We start from the raw sequence: 18156 nt of genomic DNA, 5'->3' as shown, positions 1-18156 counted from the left end.
CCAGCATGAGCATCGTTCTGACGACCTTTGCCCGTCGCCGCCTGTTTCCCGCTTCCGGCCGCCGCAACGCCATCATTGGCTGCACCGCGGCGGAGTTCGAACAGCGCATCAACGTCGAGCCGCCCTTGAAGGTGTTGCCGGGCTACGCGCCGTTCTGCGTGCTGCACGTGCATCGCAACTGGACCGAGACGCGCTGCGCGACGGTGGCGATCACCGACGAGAACCGTCATCTGCTGCGTTCGGCCTACGAGGCGCGCAACGACGACGAGCTGCCGGTGCTCAACCGCTGGTTCGAAGGCGTCGAGCCGCCGCGCGCGGAGTATCTGCTGGTGATTCTCTACGACCGCGCGCAGATGGCGAAGGAGGGCTCGCCGGTCGATGCGGATTGGGGTGTCGTCGGCTGTCTGGCGACCATGCAGCCCGAGGAAACGCCGCTGGCGCCGATCACGATGCTGCGCAATGCGCTGGGCGTCGAAGAAGGCGGTTCGGGTGTGGCACTGGATCGCAAAGCTTACAAACGCAGCGCCGAGTTCTGGGACCAGCACGCCAACTGGCGCGTCTGAGCCTCAGGCCGGCGCCGGCAGGCGCGTCTGCAGCGCGATGACCAGCATGTTGATGCTGCGCTCGACGCTGTGCGCCTCGCGCAGCAGCTCCGGCGACTTCACGTTGCGCATGATGCGCTGGATCAGCTGCGGATTCGATTCGTCGAAAGGCTTGCTCAGATCCATGCGGCTGGCCCGCGATTCCAGACAGGCCGCGCCGATGCTGACGTGGGCCAGCGAGAAGAAAGTCTCCATCGCGTCCTCGGTCGAGAAGCCGGCGCCCTCCATGACATCGATGCAGGCCGCCAGCACTTCGGCACCGCCGATGCGGATGCGCGCGGCAGCGACAAGCGCCATCCAGTCCGGTTCGCGGGTCAGTGCCGTCCACATCGCCTTGCCAACGTGATGCAGCCAGCGGTCCCAGCTCAACGGGGCTTTCGGCAGGACATCCGCATTGAGGATGAAGCGATCCAGCAGCGCGCAGAGCAGATCGTCCTTGTTGTCGAAATGCTTGTAGATCGCCATCGGCGTCACGTCGAGCTCGTCGGCCAGGCCGCGGATCGTCACGGCCTGCACCCCGCGCTGCTTCATCAGCGCGGCGGCCTTGGTGAGAATGCTGTCCTTGGAGAGCGGACGCTTCGCCATTGATGGTTCGCTGGACCTGGGACTTCAGTATAAGGACAGCGCCCCGATCGCAGAAATTGCGGCAGCTGTTGCAACCGCCCGGGTCAGCCGTCATACTTCGCGCCCTTCGGAGACCCGTAGGCGCGTAGCTCAGCTGGTTAGAGCACCACCTTGACATGGTGGGGGTCGTTGGTTCGAGTCCAATCGCGCCTACCAAATTGGTAGTCAAAAAGCCCCGCACTGCGGGGCTTTTTGTTTTCTCTAGCCACTAACTTCATCTAAAACATGAATTTGTGGCGCATCAGCCGGCTCTGAGCAAGGCCCGCTCGCGCAGTTTGCGGATCTGGTCGCGCTTGTTCGCCGCGGCCTCGAACTCGAGATTCAGCGCGTGCTGCTTCATCTCCTTCTCGAGCTTGGAGATCTGCTTGCCGAGCTGTTCCGGCGAGACGACTTCGTAGGCCGCCTGGACCTCGGCGGCCATCAATGCCTTGCCCGTCAGGTCTTCGTAGCCGAAGCGCATGACGTCGGCGATGCGCTTCTGCACGCCGGCCGGGGTGATGCCGTGGGCGAGGTTGTGGGCTTCCTGCTTTTCGCGGCGGCGGTCGGTTTCGCCGATGGCGCGGCGCATGGAATCGGTCATGCGGTCGGCGTACAGAATCGCCTTGCCGCTGAGGTGGCGCGCGGCGCGGCCGATGGTCTGGATCAGCGAGCGGTCTGAGCGCAGGAAGCCTTCCTTGTCGGCGTCGAGAATCGCGACCAGCGAGACTTCCGGGATGTCCAGACCTTCGCGCAGCAGGTTGATGCCGACCAGCACGTCGAACAGGCCGAGGCGAAGGTCACGGATGATCTCGGCCCGCTCGACGGTATCGACGTCGGAGTGCATGTAACGCACCTTGACGCCGTTCTCGCCGAGATAGTCGGTGAGGTCTTCGGCCATGCGCTTGGTCAGCACGGTGACCAGCACGCGCTCCTGCTTGACCGAGCGCAGGCGGATTTCGCCGAGCAGGTCGTCGACCTGGCTCGTCGCCGGGCGCACTTCCACTTGCGGATCGACGAGGCCGGTCGGCCGCACGACCTGTTCGACGATCGCATCGCCGGATTTGTCCTTCTCGTAGTTACCGGGCGTCGCCGAGACGAAGATCGTCTGCGGCACGATCTTTTCGAACTCGTCGAAGCGCAGCGGCCGGTTGTCGAGCGCCGACGGCAAGCGAAAGCCGTATTCGACCAGCGTTTCCTTGCGCGAGCGGTCGCCCTTGTACATCGCGCCGATCTGCGGAACCGTCACGTGCGATTCGTCGAGCACGATGATCGCGTCCGGCGGCAGGTATTCGAGCAGGCAGGGCGGTGGCTGGCCCGGTGCGCGGCCCGACAGGTAGCGCGAGTAGTTTTCGATGCCGTTGCAGAAGCCGATCTCGCGGATCATTTCCAGGTCGAACAGCGTGCGCTGCTCGATGCGCTGTGCTTCGAGGAGCTTGCCGGCTTCCTTGAACTGGCGCACGCGCTGGACCATCTCGGCCTTGATGTCGTCGAGCACGCTGATCAGTTGCTCGCGCGGCGTGACGTAGTGGGTCTTCGGAAACACCGTCGCGCGCGGCAACTTCTGCTTCACTTCGCCGGTCAGCGGATCGAAGGTGCTCAGCGATTCGATCTCGTCGTCGAACAGCTCGACGCGCAGCGCATCGGCATCGGATTCCGCCGGATGGATGTCGATGACTTCGCCGCGCACGCGGTAGGTGCCGCGTTCGATCGCCACTTCGTTGCGCGTGTACTGCATTGCGGTCAGCTGATGAATCAGATCGCGCTGCTTGATGCGCTCGCCGCGCACCAGGTGCAGCACCATCTGGAAATAGCTTTCCGGATCGCCGAGGCCGTAGATCGCCGATACCGACGCGACGATGATCGCGTCGCGCCGCGTCATCAGCGCCTTGGTCGCCGACAGGCGCATCTGCTCGATGTGTTCGTTGACCGAGCTGTCCTTCTCGATGAAGGTGTCGGTGCTCGGTACATAGGCTTCCGGCTGGTAATAGTCGTAGTACGAGACGAAATACTCGACCGCATTGTTCGGAAAGAACTCGCGGAACTCGCCGTAGAGCTGTGCCGCCAGCGTCTTGTTCGGCGCCATCACCAGCGCCGGCCGCTGCAGCTTCTGGATGACGTTGGCGATCGAATAGGTCTTGCCCGAGCCGGTGACGCCGAGCAGGGTCTGGTGCAGCAGGCCATCCTTCAGCCCCTCACTGAGCTGGCGGATCGCCTCCGGCTGGTCGCCGGCGGGCGCCCAGTCGGCCTTGAGCTGGAATTGTGTCTGGTCGCGGCGTTCAAGACGGGCCACCTTTTTGGACTGCAGGGAATCGCGAGAGGCTTCTTGCATGGTCGCGCAAGCTTACCCGTGCCGGCCGTGTGGCGGCTGAACCATGCGCGCTGGCCGCGAATAAAAAATCGCTATGGCGGCGTTGCTGAATATCAATTGGACCGGTCCGGCGGCGGCACCTACGGTGCATGGGCGCCGGCCGCGGGGGATCTCTTCGGTCGCAGCGCGGCCTGATTCCAAAATCATCGAGGAGACCCCGATGCGCAAGAACATCCATTCGGTCCTCACCGCCTGCGCGGTGGGACTGGCAAGCCTGACCCCTCTGCAGTTCGCCGCCGCCGAAGCCGGCCCCGGCAACGACTACTGGTGGCCGAACCGGCTGGACCTGTCGATCCTGCGCGACAGCGCGGCGTCGGCGAACCCGGCCGACCCTGACTTCGACTATGCCAAGGCCTTCGCCAAGCTCGACCTCGTTGCGCTGAAGAAGGACCTCGCTACCGTCATGCGCACCTCGCAGGACTGGTGGCCGGCGGACTACGGCCATTACGGGCCGTTCTTCATCCGCATGTCCTGGCACAGCGCCGGCACGTATCGCGCGATCGACGGCCGTGGCGGCGCGGACGGTGGCATGCAGCGCTTCGCGCCATTGAACAGCTGGCCCGACAACGCCAACCTCGACAAGGCGCAGCGCCTGCTGCTGCCGATCAAGCAGAAGTACGGCAGCGCAATCTCCTGGGCCGACCTGATGGTGCTCGCCGGCACCGTCGCGATGGAGGACATGGGTTTCAAGATCCTCGGCTTCGCCGGCGGCCGTGAGGATGGCTGGCAGTCCGAGACGGTCGACTGGGGTCCGGAAAAGAAATGGCTGACCGACATGCGCCACACCGGCGAACGCCAGCTGTCGCCGCCGCTCGCCGCCGTCGAGATGGGACTCATCTACGTCAATCCGCAGGGCCCCGGCGGCAAGCCGGACCCGCTCGCGTCCGCGCGCGACATCCGCCAGGCCTTCGGTCGCATGGGCATGAACGACGAGGAGACTGCGGCGCTGATCGCCGGTGGCCACACCTTCGGCAAGGCGCACGGCGCGCGCAAGGAAAGGGACTGTGTTGGTGTCGAGCCCGAAGCGGCCGGTATGGAGCAGCAGGGCCTCGGCTGGCACAACAAGTGCGGCAAGGGCAGTGGTGCCGATACGATGACCAGCGGCCTCGAAGGCGCCTGGACCGTCAATCCGGTGCAGTGGACGCACAATTATCTGCAGAACCTCTACGGCTTCGACTGGGTGCTGGCCAAGAGCCCGACCGGCGCCACGCAGTGGGTTCCCGCCAAGGGCGCCGCCGCGAATCTGGTGCCGGATGCGCACGACAAGACCAAGCGCCACGCGCCGGTCATGTTCACGACCGACCTCGCGCTCAAGGAAGACCCGGCCTATCGCAAGATCACCGAGAACTGGCTGAAGAATCCGGCCGAGTTCGAGGTCGCGTTCGCGAAGGCCTGGTTCAAGCTGACGCATCGCGACATGGGCCCGGCCTCGCGCTATCTCGGTGCGATGGTGCCGAGCGAACAGTTCATCTGGCAGGACCCAGTCCCGGCGGTCGATCACAAGCTGATCGACGACAAGGACATCGCGGCGCTGAAGAAGGACATCCTTGCCAGCGGCCTGACGATTCCCCAGTTGGTCCGCACCGCCTGGGGCTCCGCCGCCAGCTTCCGCGCGACCGACATGCGCGGCGGCGCCAACGGCGCGCGCATCCGCCTCGCGCCGGAGAAGGATTGGGCCGTGAATCAGCCGGAAGAACTGGCCGGCGTGCTGACCAAGCTCGAAGCCGTGCAGAAGCGCTTCAATGACGGCGCGCGCGGCGGCAAGAAGGTCTCGCTGGCCGATGTCATCGTGCTCGGCGGCGCCGCGGCGATCGAGAAGGCGGCGTCCGCTGCCGGGCATACGGTCAAGGTGCCGTTCTCGCCGGGCCGTACTGACGCCAGCCAGGACATGACCGACCCCGTGTCCTTCGCGCTGCTCGAACCGACCGCCGATGGCTTCCGCAACTACCTGGCGCCGGGCAATGCCGAGGCGCCGGCCGTCGCCCTCGTCGAGCGGGCCTCGCTGCTGAAGCTGACGGTGCCGGAAATGACCGCGCTGGTCGGCGGCCTGCGCGTGCTCGATGCCAACGCCGGCAGCAGCAAGCACGGCGTCTTCACCAGCCGCCCGGAAAGCCTGACCAACGACTTCTTCGTCAATCTGGTCGACATGTCGGTGGAGTGGAAGAAGTCTGCCGGCACCGAAGGCGTCTACGAAGGCCGCGACCGCCGCACGGGCGCCGTGAAGTGGACCGCCACCCCGGTGGACCTGGTCTTCGGCGCCAACACCGAACTGCGCGCGGTATCGGAGTTCTATGCCTCGGCGGATGCCGAGAAGAAGTTCGTCAAGGACTTCGTCGCCGCCTGGGCCAAGGTCATGAACCTGGACCGTTACGACCTGAGCTGAAGGACCGGATCGGGCGGGGGCGAGCACGCCCCCGCCTTTTTTGCGGGCGAATCGTGCCCACCGTCACGCAGTTCCAGTATCATCGCGCCCGTTTGCCTTTTTGTTTGCCGACTGACGCAGGAAACCGCCGTGGAAATCTCGCTCGCCCAACGCGTAGGCCGTATCAAGCCTTCTCCCACTCTCGCCGTCACCGCCAAGGCCGCCGAGCTCAAGGCGCAGGGGCACGACGTGCTCTCGCTGGGCGCCGGTGAACCGGACTTCGATACGCCGCAGCACATCAAGGACGCGGCCATCGAGGCGCTGAACAAGGGCCAGACCAAGTACACGCCGGTCGGCGGCACGCCGGCGCTGAAGAAGGCCATTGCCGACAAGATGGCGCGCGACAACGGCCTCGAGTACAAGCCGAACCAGATCCTCGCTGCTACCGGTGGCAAGCAGTCCTGCTACAACCTGTGCCAGGCGCTGCTGAACCCGGGCGATGAAGTCATCGTGCCGGCGCCGTTCTGGGTCAGCTACCCGGACATGGTGCTGCTCGCCGACGCCACACCGGTGTTTATCCACACCACCGCCGAACAGCGCTTCAAGATCACGCCCGCCCAGCTCGAGCGCGCGATCACCCCGCGCACCCGCATGATCTGGCTGAACTCGCCGTCCAACCCGTCGGGCATGGCCTACAGCAAGGCCGAACTGACCGCGCTCGGCGAAGTGCTGCGCAAGCATCCGCGCATCGTCATCGCGTCCGACGACATGTACGAGAAGATCCTGTGGAGCGCCGAGCCGTTCTGCAACATCATCAACGCCTGCCCGGATTTGTACGACCGCACGGTCATCATCCACGCCGTCTCGAAGACCTATTCGATGACCGGCTGGCGCCTCGGCTGGTCCTGCGGCCCGGTCGCGATCACCACCGCGATGGCCGACATCCAGTCGCAGTCGACGTCCAACCCAAACTCCATCGCCCAGGTCGCCGCCGCCGCCGCGCTCAACGGCGACCAGAGCTGCGTCACCGAGATGGTCAAGGCCTTCAAGGCGCGTCACGACGCCCTGGTCGCCGACCTCAACTCAGTGCCGGGCATCAACTGCCTGTCGGTTGACGGCACGTTCTACGCGTTCCCGAACGTCGAAGGCCTGATGCAGAAGCTCGGCTGCGCCGACGACCTCGCGCTGTCCGATCTGCTGCTGCAGAAGGCCTACGTCGCCGTCGTCCCCGGCTCCGCCTTCGGCGCTCCGGGTCACCTGCGCCTGTCCTTCGCGACCAGCGACAAAGTCCTGAAGGGCAGCGTCGAGCGGATTCGCAAGCTGGTTACAGGCTGATCCAAGCCCCATTTGGGGCAATGTTCAAAAACGCATTGCACCATTGGGGTCAGATCACTACAATTCGCGTCCTTCGACTGTTCCGCGATAGCTCAGTCGGTAGAGCAGCTGACTGTTAATCAGCGGGTCGTTGGTTCGAGTCCAACTCGCGGAGCCATAAGATTCAAGGGCTTGCCGAAAGGCAGGCCCTTTTTCGTTGGCGGCTGTTTTGCTTGGCTGGCTGTTACGGCGTGGGCGAAACGGTTTCCACCGCCGCGGGTTCGGCAACAGGCGCGGCCACGCTGCTCGCCGGTACCACTTCAGCCGGCGGCGCGGCAGCCGGGATCTGCAGCGCAGCCTGTTTCAGGCTTTCGCCCTTTTGCAGAAGCAGCGTTGCGCAGCTGGCGCAGGCGGTGCGCTTGGCGAGGCCGTTGAGCGTGGCCAGTTTGCTGTCTAGCGCGGCGGTTTCGCCTTCGATCTTGTCGGCCATGCGCTGGTAGCTCGGCAGCAGCATCTCGGACAGCTGATGATCGAGATTGCTGAGGCTTTCGAGGCTCTGTGCGTCGAGGCTGCGGATATCGCCAACTGTCATCAGCTGCTTGAGGCGTCGCAGCGATGCTTCGGCGTCGGTCATTGCCGGCAGTTCCGGATCGGCATTGCCGGCGAGCGCCGTGGTCCAGACCGGATACTTGTGTGCCTGGGCAAACAGCGCAGTGGCCGATTCCCAGATCGTCGCGCTTTGCGACTGGCCGCGGACTGCGGTCGAGCGGATGCAGGCGTCGAGCGGCTGGGCGCGATCGGCGAAGTGTTCGCGCCAGTAGCCATCGGTCGGTGTCACCAGCAGGGCGTATTGCTGGGCGAACTGCAGCAGGCGGCTGGTGTAGCGCGCTCCGGAGTAGTCGTTCTGTGCGCGGCGGGCCTGCAGCAGCAGATCGCCGCGCGCCATGATCTGGCGTTCGTATTCGAGCTGCTTGCGGGCGAGGTTGCCGGAGGCGAGCAGGGCGCGATACTCGCTCCAGACGCGCTCGTCGGCTTCGCAGGACACGGCAACGCCGATGAAGTCCTTGATCGAACGGAAATCGGTGACGTCCAGCTCGAAGCGCACGTAAGCCTGCGCCGGCGCCCAAGGCTTGCCGTCGGGCGAGCACAGGCCGGTCGGTGAGCTCTTCACATCACAGCGCGACAGCTGCGGTGGCGCCTGCAACTCCATCGTCGTCGAATTCAGCAGCACGATGAACTGGCGGCCGTCGAGGGCGAACAGGCCCTGGTCCGCGCGCAGGCCGAGCAGGGTTTTTTCTTCCCAGGGCTTCTTGGTCGTCTGGATTTCGTCGGACAGCATTTCGCCGAGCTTGGTCGACAGGCCGGCGGCGACCGACGCGCCGGGGATCAGGCTCATGCCGATGGAGATCGCGGGTTCTGCGGTCGCGACTTCGAGCAGGTTGGTCACCCACTTTGCTTTGTCACCAGGCACGCCGCGGACGAAGATCTGCAGGTGCGGCGACTTCGACAGCGACTCCGGATCGATCAGCACGCCTTCGCTGAGCAGCGCATTGTTGACGACCGAAGTCATCGTCTTGCCGGCCTGGATGTCGTACAGCAGCACCGGGATTTCCGGATCGGCGTCGGCGGCGAAGCTGGCGACGGTGCCGCGGCCGAACTTGGCCGAGATCAGCAGCATGGCCGGGCGATCCTTCTCGTTGCCGAAGTCCATGGCGCGCCCGTTGGCGTCCAGATTCGAGCTGACGAAGATGCGCAGGTAGCCGTCCTCGTACTGCGTGCGGCTGGCATCGACCTCGTCGCCGTTGATCGGCGAGGAGCTGAGTTTGACGAACTCGGACTTGTTGCTGCAGCCGACGCTGAACACGACGCTGGCGAGCACGACAGTTAGCAGGGATTTACGCATGGAGCCTATGACCACGGATCAGCACATAGTATCCATCCGATTCGTCGTGGCGGCGACTGCGGGCCTTCATTCCGCGTTCAGAAATCGCGATTGGAATGCGCTAGGCTCGCTTTTCACTGAAAGCGGGGGCGGCAAATGCGCGTGAAAGATCGAACCAGACTGTTGGCCGGCATGCTGATCGGCCTGAGCCTGTTGACCGCCTGCAAGGACAAGCCGGCCGAGCCCCAGCCGGAGGCCGCGCCCAAGTCCGAGGTTTCGGAGACGCAGCGGATCAACGAATGGTTCGAGGCGAGGTACGAGGAGCAGCTCCAGTTCAGCCCGATCAGCCTGACCTTTCTGGGCCGCAAGGATCATTACGACCAGCTCGACGACATGTCGATCGAGGCCGCCGACAAGCAGCTGGCCTGGCAGAAGGCGACGGTCGAGCAGATGAAGTCGCAGTTCGACTACGCAGCGCTGTCGGATGAGGCCAAGACCTCCTACGACATCTGGATGCAGCAGTACGAGCAGGCCGAGGCCGGCGCGCGTTTCCGCCGCAACGGCTACATCTTCGATCAGATGAACGGCATGCAGTCGTTCCTGCCGACCTTCCTGATCAGTTTCCACAGCGTAGAGACCGAAGCCGACGCGCAGGCTTATATCGCCCGCGTGAAGCAGGTGCCGCGCGTGATGAAGCAGCTGCTCGCGCAGGTGCAGGATTACGCCAAGCAGGGCATCCGCCCGCCGCGCTTCGCGCACGAGGGCGTGCTCGATCAGTCGCGCAAGGTCATCGCCGGCGCGCCGTTCGGCGAGGGCAAGGATTCCGCGATCTGGGCCGACATGCAGACCGACATCGATGCACTGGCCGAGAAGCAGTTGATCAGCACCGAGCGGGCAACCGCGCTCAAGGGCGAAGCGCGCACCGCGCTGGTCGAGCAGTTCAAGCCGGCTTATGAGGAGCTGATCGCCTTCATCGAGTCCGATCTGCCCAATGCGGCCGTGAATGCCAGCGGCGTCGGCAGCCAGCCGGATGGCCCGGCCTATTACAAGTACCGCCTGGCGACGCAGACCACGACGGCGATGACCGCCGAAGAGATTCACGAGAAGGGGCTCAGCGAGGTCGCGCGCATCCGTGGCGAGATGATGGCGCTCAAGGACAAGGTCGGCTTCAAGGGCGATCTGCCGGCGTTCTTCAAGTTCATCCGCACCGACAAGCGGTTCAAGTTCCCGAACACGGACGCCGGCCGGCAGCAATACCTCGATGCGGCCACTGCCGTGGTCGCCAATATCAAGAAGGAACTGCCGAATTATTTCGGTCTGCTACCGAAGGCAGATCTGGTCGTCAAGCGCGTCGAGGCCTTCCGCGAAGAAGACGGCGCCGCGCAGCATTACGTTCCCGCGACGCCGGATGGTTCACGGCCGGGCGTGTACTACGCGCATCTGTCCGACATGAACGCCATGCCGATTCCGGAACTGGAAGTCATTGCGTATCACGAAGGCCTGCCTGGCCATCACATGCAGATTTCAATCGCGCAGGAACTCAAGGGCGTGCCGACCTTCCGCACGCAGGCCAGCTTCACGGCGTACGTCGAAGGCTGGGGTCTGTATGCCGAGTGGCTGGCGAAGCAGATGCCGAACACCTATCAGGATCCGTATTCCGATTACGGCCGGCTGACTTCCGAGATGTGGCGCGCCGTACGTCTGGTCGTCGACACCGGTCTGCACTCGAAGGGCTGGACCGAGCAGCAGGGCATCGACTACTTCACCGCCAATACGTCGATTCCCGCCACTGCGGTGCAGTCGGAAGTGCGTCGTTACCTGATCATGCCGGGGCAGGCCACGGCCTACAAAGTCGGCATGCTGAAGATTCAGGGTCTGCGTGCAGAAGCCGAAGCGAAGCTCGGCGAGCGTTTCGACATCAAGGGCTTCCACGATGCCGTGCTCAGCGGCGGTGCACTGCCGCTGGATCTGCTGGAGCGCCGCGTCAATCAGTGGATTGCTGCACAGCAAGCAAAGGCTGCGTAACAACCCACAAACGTAGCCCGGGTGAAACCCGGGGGTTCGCGCTGCTTATGTGCGGAGCCTCCCGGGTTTCACCCGGGCTACGGTCTTTGCGTCACTTGCCCCCGGCCGGGATCGAAATGAACGGCGTCGCGCCGCCGAGCATGTACTGCGGCATCTTGCCGTCCCACTTCTGCACGGCTTCCCATTCGACCAGGCGCGGATTGGATTCCAGCGCCTGCGCGCGGATCTTGATCGACTCGGCTTCGGCCTTGGCGCTGAGCAGCTTCTGATCGGCCTGCTCGCGGATCTGTTCGGTGCGGTTCTTTTCTTCGATCGCCTTCTGTTGCGCGACGACCTTGGCCTCGACCGCAACCTCGAACTCGCGCGAGTAGGCGATGTCGGTGATTTCGAAGCTCGTCACCGAGATGTGCTTGATCTTGAGGTTGTCGCGGATCGCTTCCATCGCCTCGACCTGCGCCTTGTTGCGGTTGCCGATCAGATCGACCGCGTCCCACTTGCCGATGACTTCCTTGAGCGAGCCGTAGATGACCTGCGGCACCAGCTTGTCGGCCCAGTCGTAGCCGACCTCCTTGTAGATGATGTGCGCCGCAGAGGAATCGAGGCCGTAGTTGAGCACGAAGCCGACCTTGGCCTGCTGCACGTCCTTGGTATACGTCTCGGTCGAGTCTTCCCAGCGCTGCGTGCGCGTATCCAGTTCGACGATCGTGCTGGTCAGCGGGTTGTAGGTGTAGAAGCCTTCCGGCAGCGATTCGCCGACCACTTCGCCGAAGGTGGTCTTGACGCCGCGATGGCCGGTGTCGACGACTTCAAATCCGCAGGCCGACAAGGCCAGCGGCAGGGCAAGCAGGCTGAGCTTTTTCATGCGGATCACCATTGGTTCGGAAAAATGCTGCGGAGCGCGCGGCGCCCCTCTCTGGAAAGGATGGCCAGCGGCCACAGCACGGCCAGCGGCAGCGCGCGCAGCGCATTGCGGCCGCGATTGGCGCGGTCACGCGAGAACAGGGCGCTGGAAATGGCGCACAGGATCAGCAGCACGCCCACGCCGAGCCAGACGCGGTAGATCAGCAGCAGTACGGCGTAGGTCATCGGGGCCCCCATCTGAATCCCGCCGCAGTATGCCCAATCGACCCGACAGACGTCTGTCGGCCCAATCACATTTGACGCGGCGGCGCCAGATTGTGGGCGCCCGGTGGTCGGGGTATGGTCGCCGGCCTTTCGTTTTTCCAAAGCCCCACGCGCATGCCGCAAGACCGCACCGCTGTTCTGATTGCCCAGACCATTGCCGAGGAAATCGGCGCGCAGCCCCGGCAGGTCCAGGCGGCCGTGGAACTGCTCGATGAAGGCGCGACCGTGCCGTTCATCGCCCGCTATCGCAAGGAAGTCACCAACGGGCTCGACGACACCCAGCTGCGCAAGCTCGAGGAGCGGCTGGCCTACCTGCGCGAGCTGGAAGACCGTCGCGCGTCAGTGATCGAGTCGATCCGCGGTCAGGAAAAGCTGACACCGGAACTCGAAGCACGCCTGCTTGCGGTAACGACCAAGTCGGAGCTCGAAGATCTCTATCTACCGTACAAGCCGAAGCGCCGCACGCGTGCCGAGATCGCGCGCGAGAAGGGCCTGCAGCCGTTGGCCGATGCGCTGATGGCGGATCGCACGCTGGTGCCGCTGGAAGCCGCCGCGGCGTACGTCAACGAGCAGGTCGCCGACGCCAAGACGGCGCTTGAAGGCGTGCGCGACATCCTGACCGAGCAGTTTGCGGAGAACGCCGATCTGCTCGGCCGTCTGCGCACGTATCTGCGCGAGCATGCACAGATCAAGGCAGCCGTCGTCGAGGGTCAGCAGGAAGCCGGCGCCAAGTTCTCCGACTACTTCGCGCACACCGAACGCTGGGGCAATGTCGCCGGCCATCGCGCGCTGGCGATGATGCGCGGCCGCAACGAAGGCGTGCTGAGCCTGGATATTGAAGTCGATGCCGATGATCCGTCGCCGTACAAGCCGGTCGAGCGCATGGTCGCGCAGGCGCATGACATTCGCGCCGACGGCGGCGTGACCGATGCCTGGCTGATGGACGTTGCACGCTGGTGCTGGCGCGTGAAGCTGCAGACGACGATGAGCGTGGATCTGATGCTGGAAATGCGTCAGCGCGCCGAGGAAGAAGCGATTCAGGTCTTCGCCCGCAATCTCAAGGATCTGCTGCTCGCAGCGCCCGCCGGATCGCGGCCGACGATGGGCCTCGATCCGGGCATCCGTACCGGCGTGAAGGTCGCCGTTGTCGACGGCACCGGCCGTGTGCTCGATACCTCGACGATCTATCCGTTCCAGCCGCGCAACGACGTGCGCGGCTCTCAGGCCGAGATTGCGCGGCTGATCGCCAAGCACAAGATCGAGCTGATCGCGATCGGCAACGGCACCGCGAGCCGCGAGACTGAAAAACTGGTCGGCGAGCTGTTGCCGCTGCTCGCCGAACCGCGGCCGACCAAGGTCATCGTCAGCGAAGCGGGTGCGTCGGTGTACTCGGCCTCGGAAACGGCCTCGCGGGAATTTCCGGATCTGGATGTGTCGCTGCGCGGCGCGGTATCGATCGCGCGGCGCCTGCAGGATCCGCTCGCCGAGCTGGTCAAGATCGACCCGAAGGCGATCGGCGTCGGGCAGTATCAGCACGACGTCGATCAGTACCGTCTCGCGCGCATGCTCGACACCGTCGTCGAGGACGCGGTGAACGCGGTGGGCGTCGATATCAATACGGCCTCACCGTCACTGCTGGCGCGGGTGTCCGGAGTCGGTGCTTCGCTGGCGGATGCGATCGTCGTCCACCGCAACAGCAACGGCGCATTCCGTACCCGCAAGCAGCTGCTTGAAGTCAGCCGTCTCGGACCGAAGACCTTTGAGCAGTGCGCCGGCTTCCTGCGGATTCCGAATGGCGACGAACCGCTCGATGCATCGTCAGTGCATCCGGAGGCCTATGGTCTGGCATCGAAGATCGTCCAGGCCTGCGGTCGCGATCTGCGCACCCTGATGGCCGACAGCTCACCGTTGAAGAAGCTGGATGCCAAGCAGTTCGTCGACGATAAATTCGGTTTGCCGACGGTGCGCGACATCCTCGCCGAACTGGAAAAGCCGGGCCGCGATCCGCGCCCGGAATTCCGTACCGCGACGTTCGCGGATGGCGTCAACGAGGTCGCCGATCTGAAGCCCGGCATGATGCTCGAAGGCACCGTGACCAACGTCGCAGCCTTCGGCGCTTTCGTCGATATCGGCGTTCATCAGGACGGTCTGGTGCATGTGTCGCAGCTGGCAGACCGCTTCATCAAGAATCCGCACGAGGTCGTGAAAGCCGGCGACATCGTCAAGGTGCGTGTCGTCGATGTCGATCTCAAGCGTCAGCGCATCGCGCTGTCGATGCGCAAGGATGACGGCACCGCGCGGCCGCCGTCCGGTGCGCCGGCGGGTGATCGCCGACCTCCGGATCGGCGCCAGACGCGACCGGCGCCGTCGGCTCCGGCTCCGCAGGGCGCGTTGGGTGCGGCGCTGCTGGAGGCGATGCGGAAGAAGTAAGGCGCAGTTCTGTCCGAGTCTCTCGATACACCGTGCTGCGCGCGGTACTCGAGACGAACGTGGCTGCGAAGCCGCTGTATCGAGACCCCGCAGCGAATACGCAGCTCGTCAGAACACGATGACCTGCCGCACCGCCTCACCCTTCGCCAGTCGATCGAACGCCAGGTTGATGTCTTCCAGCTTCAACGTATGCGTCAGCAACCGGTCGACCGGCAGCCGTCCGGACTTGTACAGCGCGATGTAACGCGGCAGATCGCGTGAGGGCACAGCCGAGCCCATGTACGAGCCTTTGACCGTACGCTCCTCGGCGACGAGGCTCACCGCGGATATCGAGAACTGCTTCTGCGGATGCGGCAGGCCGACGGTGACGGTCATGCCGCCGCGGCGTGTTGCGGCGTAGGCCTGCGACAGCGCGATTTCCGAACCGGCGGTTTCTACCGCGTAATCAGCGCCGCCACGGGTGGCTTCGCGGATGGCGGCGACCGTATCCGGACCCGCAAGAATGCAGTGCGTCGCCCCGAGGCTGCGGGCGAGCTCAAGCTTGGCCGGCAGCACATCGACGGCAACGATGGGATCCGCGCCGGCGGCCACGGCGCCGAGCAGCGCGGCGAGGCCCACGCCGCCCATGCCGAAGATGGCGACGCTCTGGCCGGGGGCGACGCGCGCGGTGTTGACGACGGCACCGACGCCGGTCATGACGGCGCAGCCGAACAGCGCGGCGATCTCGGGCGGCAGATCCTTGTCGACCTTCACCGCGGAGCGCGCTGAAACAACGGTGTGGTCTGCGAAAGCGGACACGCCGAGGTGGTGATGCAGTTCGTCGCCTTTCGACTCATGCCAGCGCCTGCCGCCGGACAGCAGCGTGCCGGCGACGTTGGCTTTCGCGCCGGGTTCGCACAGCGCGGCGCGGCCCTCTGCGCAGAAGTCGCAGTGGCCGCAACTCGGCACGAACGCGAACACGACCTGATCGCCCGCTGCGAAGCCCGGCGTGTCCGGACCTGTTGCGACGACGATGCCCGCCGCTTCGTGACCCAGCACCATCGGCATCACGCGCGGCCGTGAGCCGTCGATGACCGACAGGTCCGAATGACAAAGCCCGGCAGCACCGACCTTCACCAGCAGTTCGCCCGGCCCGGGCGGATCGAGTTCAACGTCGATCAATTGCAACGGCTGCGATTGCGCATACGGCGCGGGCAGGCCCATCTGGCGCAGCACGGCGGCGCGGACTTTCATGGCAGGGTTCCGGCGGGAGGGACGAGCAGCGGTTCAAGGGCGCTGCGCAAGGCGGTCGGCAATTCGATGGGGCGGCGCGATGCGCGATCGACGAAGACGTGGACGAACCAGCCCTCGGCCGCGGCCTGAGGATTGTCTTCGGCAAACAGCGCGATCTCATAGCGCACGCTGCTGCGGCCCAGCTTGCTGACGCGCAGGCCGGCATCCACGGCAGCGGGGAAGGCGAGCGAGTCCAGGAAGCGGCAATGCGATTCGGCGCAGACACCGATGGCCGCACCGGCGTGGATGTCGAGCCCGCCCTGGCGGATCAGGTAACTGTTGATGACGGTGTCGAAGTAACTGTAGTACTCGACGTTGTTGACGTGACCATAGATGTCGTTGTCCTTCCAGCGCGTGCTGATGCGCTGAAAGTGCGGGTAGTCCTGGCGCTGGACGGGCTGGTTCAAAAGTGATCCCCGGGATATGAGCTGTGGCGATATTAGGCTGCGCGGCGACGGCCTGCATCCGCGCGCGGAATGCGCAACAATCGCGCGTACCCATAAGGACCGCACAGGTCCAGAACATTCAAGGAGAGCGTGGTATGTCGATCCCGGGCCAGATGATGAATGCCCCCCTGCTGATTTCGTCGTTGCTGAAGCATTCCGAGCAGTACCACGCCGATACTGAAATCGTGTCGCGGACGGTCGAGGGCGGGATTCATCGCTATGACTACGGCGCCGCGGCCAAGCGCAGCCGCCAGCTCGCCAAGGCGCTGCTCAAGCTCGGCATCAAGTCGGGCGATCGTGTCGCGACGCTGGCCTGGAACGGTTATCGCCATTTCGAGTTGTACTTCGGCGTGTCCGGTATCGGTGCGGTGATCCATACGGTCAATCCGCGCCTGTTTGCCGAACAGATCGCCTGGATCGTCAGCGACGCCGACGACGAGATCATGTTCTTCGATCTGACGTTCGCGCCGATCATTGAGAAGATGGCCGCGCAGTGCAAGACGATCAAGCGCTGGGTCGCGATGACCGATCGCGCGCACATGCCGAAGATCGATGTGCCGAATCTGCTCTGCTATGAGGATCTGCTGGCCGAGCAGGACGACGCCTACGAATGGCCGGAGTTCGATGAGAACGCGGCCTGCGCGCTGTGCTACACGTCCGGTACGACCGGCAATCCCAAGGGCGCGCTCTACAGCCACCGCTCGATGCTGCTGCACACCTTCTCGGCCTGCCTGCCGGACGTTTTCGGCATCTCGGCGCGCGACTGCGTGTTGCCGGTCGTGCCGATGTTCCACGTCAACGCCTGGGCGGTGCCCTATATCGTGACGATGGTCGGCGCGAAACTGGTGTTGCCGGGCGCCGCGCTTGACGGTGCCAGCCTGCATGAGCTGTTCGAAGCCGAAGGCGTGACGATGTCGGCCGGCGTGCCGACCGTCTGGCAGGGCTTGCTGCAGCATCTGCAGACCAACAAGCTGAAGTTGACCACGCTGCGTCGCTGCGTGATCGGCGGTGCGGCCTGCCCGCCGGCACTGATGCAGGCTTTCGAGCGCGACTACAACACCAAGATCCATCACGCCTGGGGCATGACCGAAATGTCGCCGATGGGCACGTTCAACACGCTGAAGAACAAGCATCTGGCGCTGCCGAAGGACGAGCAGCTCAAGATCGAGGTCAAGCAGGGTCGTCCGCCGTTCGGTGTGCAGATGAAGATCGTCGACGCGGAAGGCAAGTCGCTGCCGCACGACGGCAAGGCTTTCGGCGATCTGATGGTCAAGGGCCACTGGGTCATCAGCAAGTATTTCAAGATGGACAAGAACCCCCTGGTCGATGGCTGGTTCCCGACCGGCGACGTCGGCACGATCGATCCGGACGGCTATCTGCAGATCACCGACCGCTCGAAGGACGTCATCAAGTCCGGCGGCGAGTGGATCGGCTCGATCGACCTCGAAAATGTCGCGGCGGCGCATCCGTCCGTTGCAATGGCCGCGGTGATCGGCGTGTTCCATCCGAAGTGGGATGAGCGTCCGCTGCTGGTCGTCGTCAAGAAGCCGGGCCTGGATGTCGGCCGCGACGAACTGCTGGCGATGTATCCGGGCAAGGTCGCGAAGTGGTGGATTCCGGATGACGTGCTGTTCGTCGATTCCATTCCGCTGACGGCGACCGGCAAGATGTCGAAGCTGCAGCTGCGTGAACAGATCAAGGGCTATCAGCTGCCGGGGACCTGAACT

At 64.5% G+C, this 18156-nt stretch carries 13 protein-coding genes and 2 tRNA genes; 8 read left to right on the top strand and 7 right to left on the bottom strand.

Going from position 1 to position 18156, the window contains the following annotated elements:
• The first annotated feature begins 5 nt into the window (after positions 1-5).
• Positions 6-563, top strand: a complete 558-nt coding sequence (locus AC3WUF_RS19370) for a DUF3228 family protein (protein ID WP_492428709.1) — start codon at positions 6-8, stop codon at positions 561-563.
• Between the two features lie 3 nt (positions 564-566).
• On the opposite strand, the gene AC3WUF_RS19365 is transcribed toward AC3WUF_RS19370, so the two are convergent.
• Positions 567-1187, bottom strand: coding sequence for a TetR/AcrR family transcriptional regulator (locus tag AC3WUF_RS19365; protein WP_492428707.1), 621 nt, complete (start codon positions 1185-1187; stop codon positions 567-569).
• 118 nt (positions 1188-1305) lie between these two features.
• Here AC3WUF_RS19365 and AC3WUF_RS19360 point away from each other — a divergent pair.
• Positions 1306-1382 (top strand) — tRNA-Val (locus AC3WUF_RS19360).
• 85 nt (positions 1383-1467) lie between these two features.
• Here AC3WUF_RS19360 and uvrB read toward each other — a convergent pair.
• On the bottom strand, positions 1468-3534 hold the full coding sequence (gene uvrB / locus AC3WUF_RS19355) for an excinuclease ABC subunit UvrB (RefSeq protein WP_492428705.1): 2067 nt from the start codon (positions 3532-3534) through the stop codon (positions 1468-1470).
• Positions 3535-3733: 199 nt separating this feature from the next.
• Here uvrB and katG point away from each other — a divergent pair, with 199 nt between their 5' ends.
• From katG to AC3WUF_RS19340, 3 genes are all read left to right on the top strand, one after another.
• Entirely contained in the window at positions 3734-5956 is a 2223-nt protein-coding gene (gene katG / locus AC3WUF_RS19350; RefSeq protein WP_492428703.1) for a catalase/peroxidase HPI, read from the top strand.
• Positions 5957-6085: 129 nt separating this feature from the next.
• A complete protein-coding gene (locus AC3WUF_RS19345; RefSeq protein WP_492428701.1) occupies positions 6086-7270 on the top strand; it encodes a pyridoxal phosphate-dependent aminotransferase in 1185 nt (394 codons plus the stop codon).
• A gap of 81 nt (positions 7271-7351) precedes the next feature.
• Positions 7352-7427, top strand: a tRNA-Asn gene (locus AC3WUF_RS19340).
• Positions 7428-7493: 66 nt separating this feature from the next.
• Here the strand turns inward: AC3WUF_RS19340 and AC3WUF_RS19335 are convergent.
• Entirely contained in the window at positions 7494-9152 is a 1659-nt protein-coding gene (locus AC3WUF_RS19335; RefSeq protein ID WP_492428699.1) for a hypothetical protein, read from the bottom strand.
• 135 nt (positions 9153-9287) lie between these two features.
• On the opposite strand from AC3WUF_RS19335, the gene AC3WUF_RS19330 reads away from it, so the two are divergent.
• Positions 9288-11156 carry a DUF885 domain-containing protein gene (locus AC3WUF_RS19330; protein ID WP_492428697.1) on the top strand — a complete coding sequence of 623 codons (1869 nt, stop codon included), beginning with the start codon at positions 9288-9290 and terminating at the stop codon, positions 11154-11156.
• Positions 11157-11247: 91 nt separating this feature from the next.
• Here AC3WUF_RS19330 and AC3WUF_RS19325 read toward each other — a convergent pair whose 3' ends face one another.
• Positions 11248-12018, bottom strand: a complete 771-nt coding sequence (locus tag AC3WUF_RS19325) for a prohibitin family protein (RefSeq protein WP_492428695.1) — start codon at positions 12016-12018, stop codon at positions 11248-11250.
• Between the two features lie 5 nt (positions 12019-12023).
• The gene (locus AC3WUF_RS19320; RefSeq protein ID WP_492428693.1) at positions 12024-12242 is read right to left on the bottom strand and encodes a hypothetical protein; all 219 of its coding nucleotides are present in this window, start codon (positions 12240-12242) and stop codon (positions 12024-12026) included.
• A gap of 153 nt (positions 12243-12395) precedes the next feature.
• Between AC3WUF_RS19320 and AC3WUF_RS19315 the strand changes: the two genes are divergently transcribed.
• The gene (locus AC3WUF_RS19315) at positions 12396-14711 is read left to right on the top strand and encodes a Tex family protein (protein WP_492428691.1); all 2316 of its coding nucleotides are present in this window, start codon (positions 12396-12398) and stop codon (positions 14709-14711) included.
• Between the two features lie 108 nt (positions 14712-14819).
• Here AC3WUF_RS19315 and AC3WUF_RS19310 read toward each other — a convergent pair whose 3' ends face one another.
• Both AC3WUF_RS19310 and AC3WUF_RS19305 read right to left on the bottom strand, forming a co-directional pair.
• Positions 14820-15944 (bottom strand): zinc-dependent alcohol dehydrogenase family protein, encoded by a 1125-nt coding sequence (locus tag AC3WUF_RS19310; protein ID WP_492428689.1) that lies wholly within the window; start codon positions 15942-15944, stop codon positions 14820-14822.
• The gene (locus tag AC3WUF_RS19305; protein ID WP_492428687.1) at positions 15941-16390 is read right to left on the bottom strand and encodes an acyl-CoA thioesterase; all 450 of its coding nucleotides are present in this window, start codon (positions 16388-16390) and stop codon (positions 15941-15943) included. The genes AC3WUF_RS19310 and AC3WUF_RS19305 overlap by 4 nt, the downstream gene beginning before the upstream one ends.
• A gap of 134 nt (positions 16391-16524) precedes the next feature.
• On the opposite strand from AC3WUF_RS19305, the gene AC3WUF_RS19300 reads away from it, so the two are divergent.
• Positions 16525-18153 (top strand): 3-(methylthio)propionyl-CoA ligase, encoded by a 1629-nt coding sequence (locus AC3WUF_RS19300; RefSeq protein ID WP_492428685.1) that lies wholly within the window; start codon positions 16525-16527, stop codon positions 18151-18153.
• The last annotated feature ends 3 nt before the right edge of the window (positions 18154-18156 follow it).

This window comes from Fontimonas sp. FW305-C-3 (genome assembly GCF_058783185.1).
The sequence above is the reverse complement of the archived record's forward strand: the minus strand, read 5'-3'. Positions and strand labels throughout refer to the sequence as shown.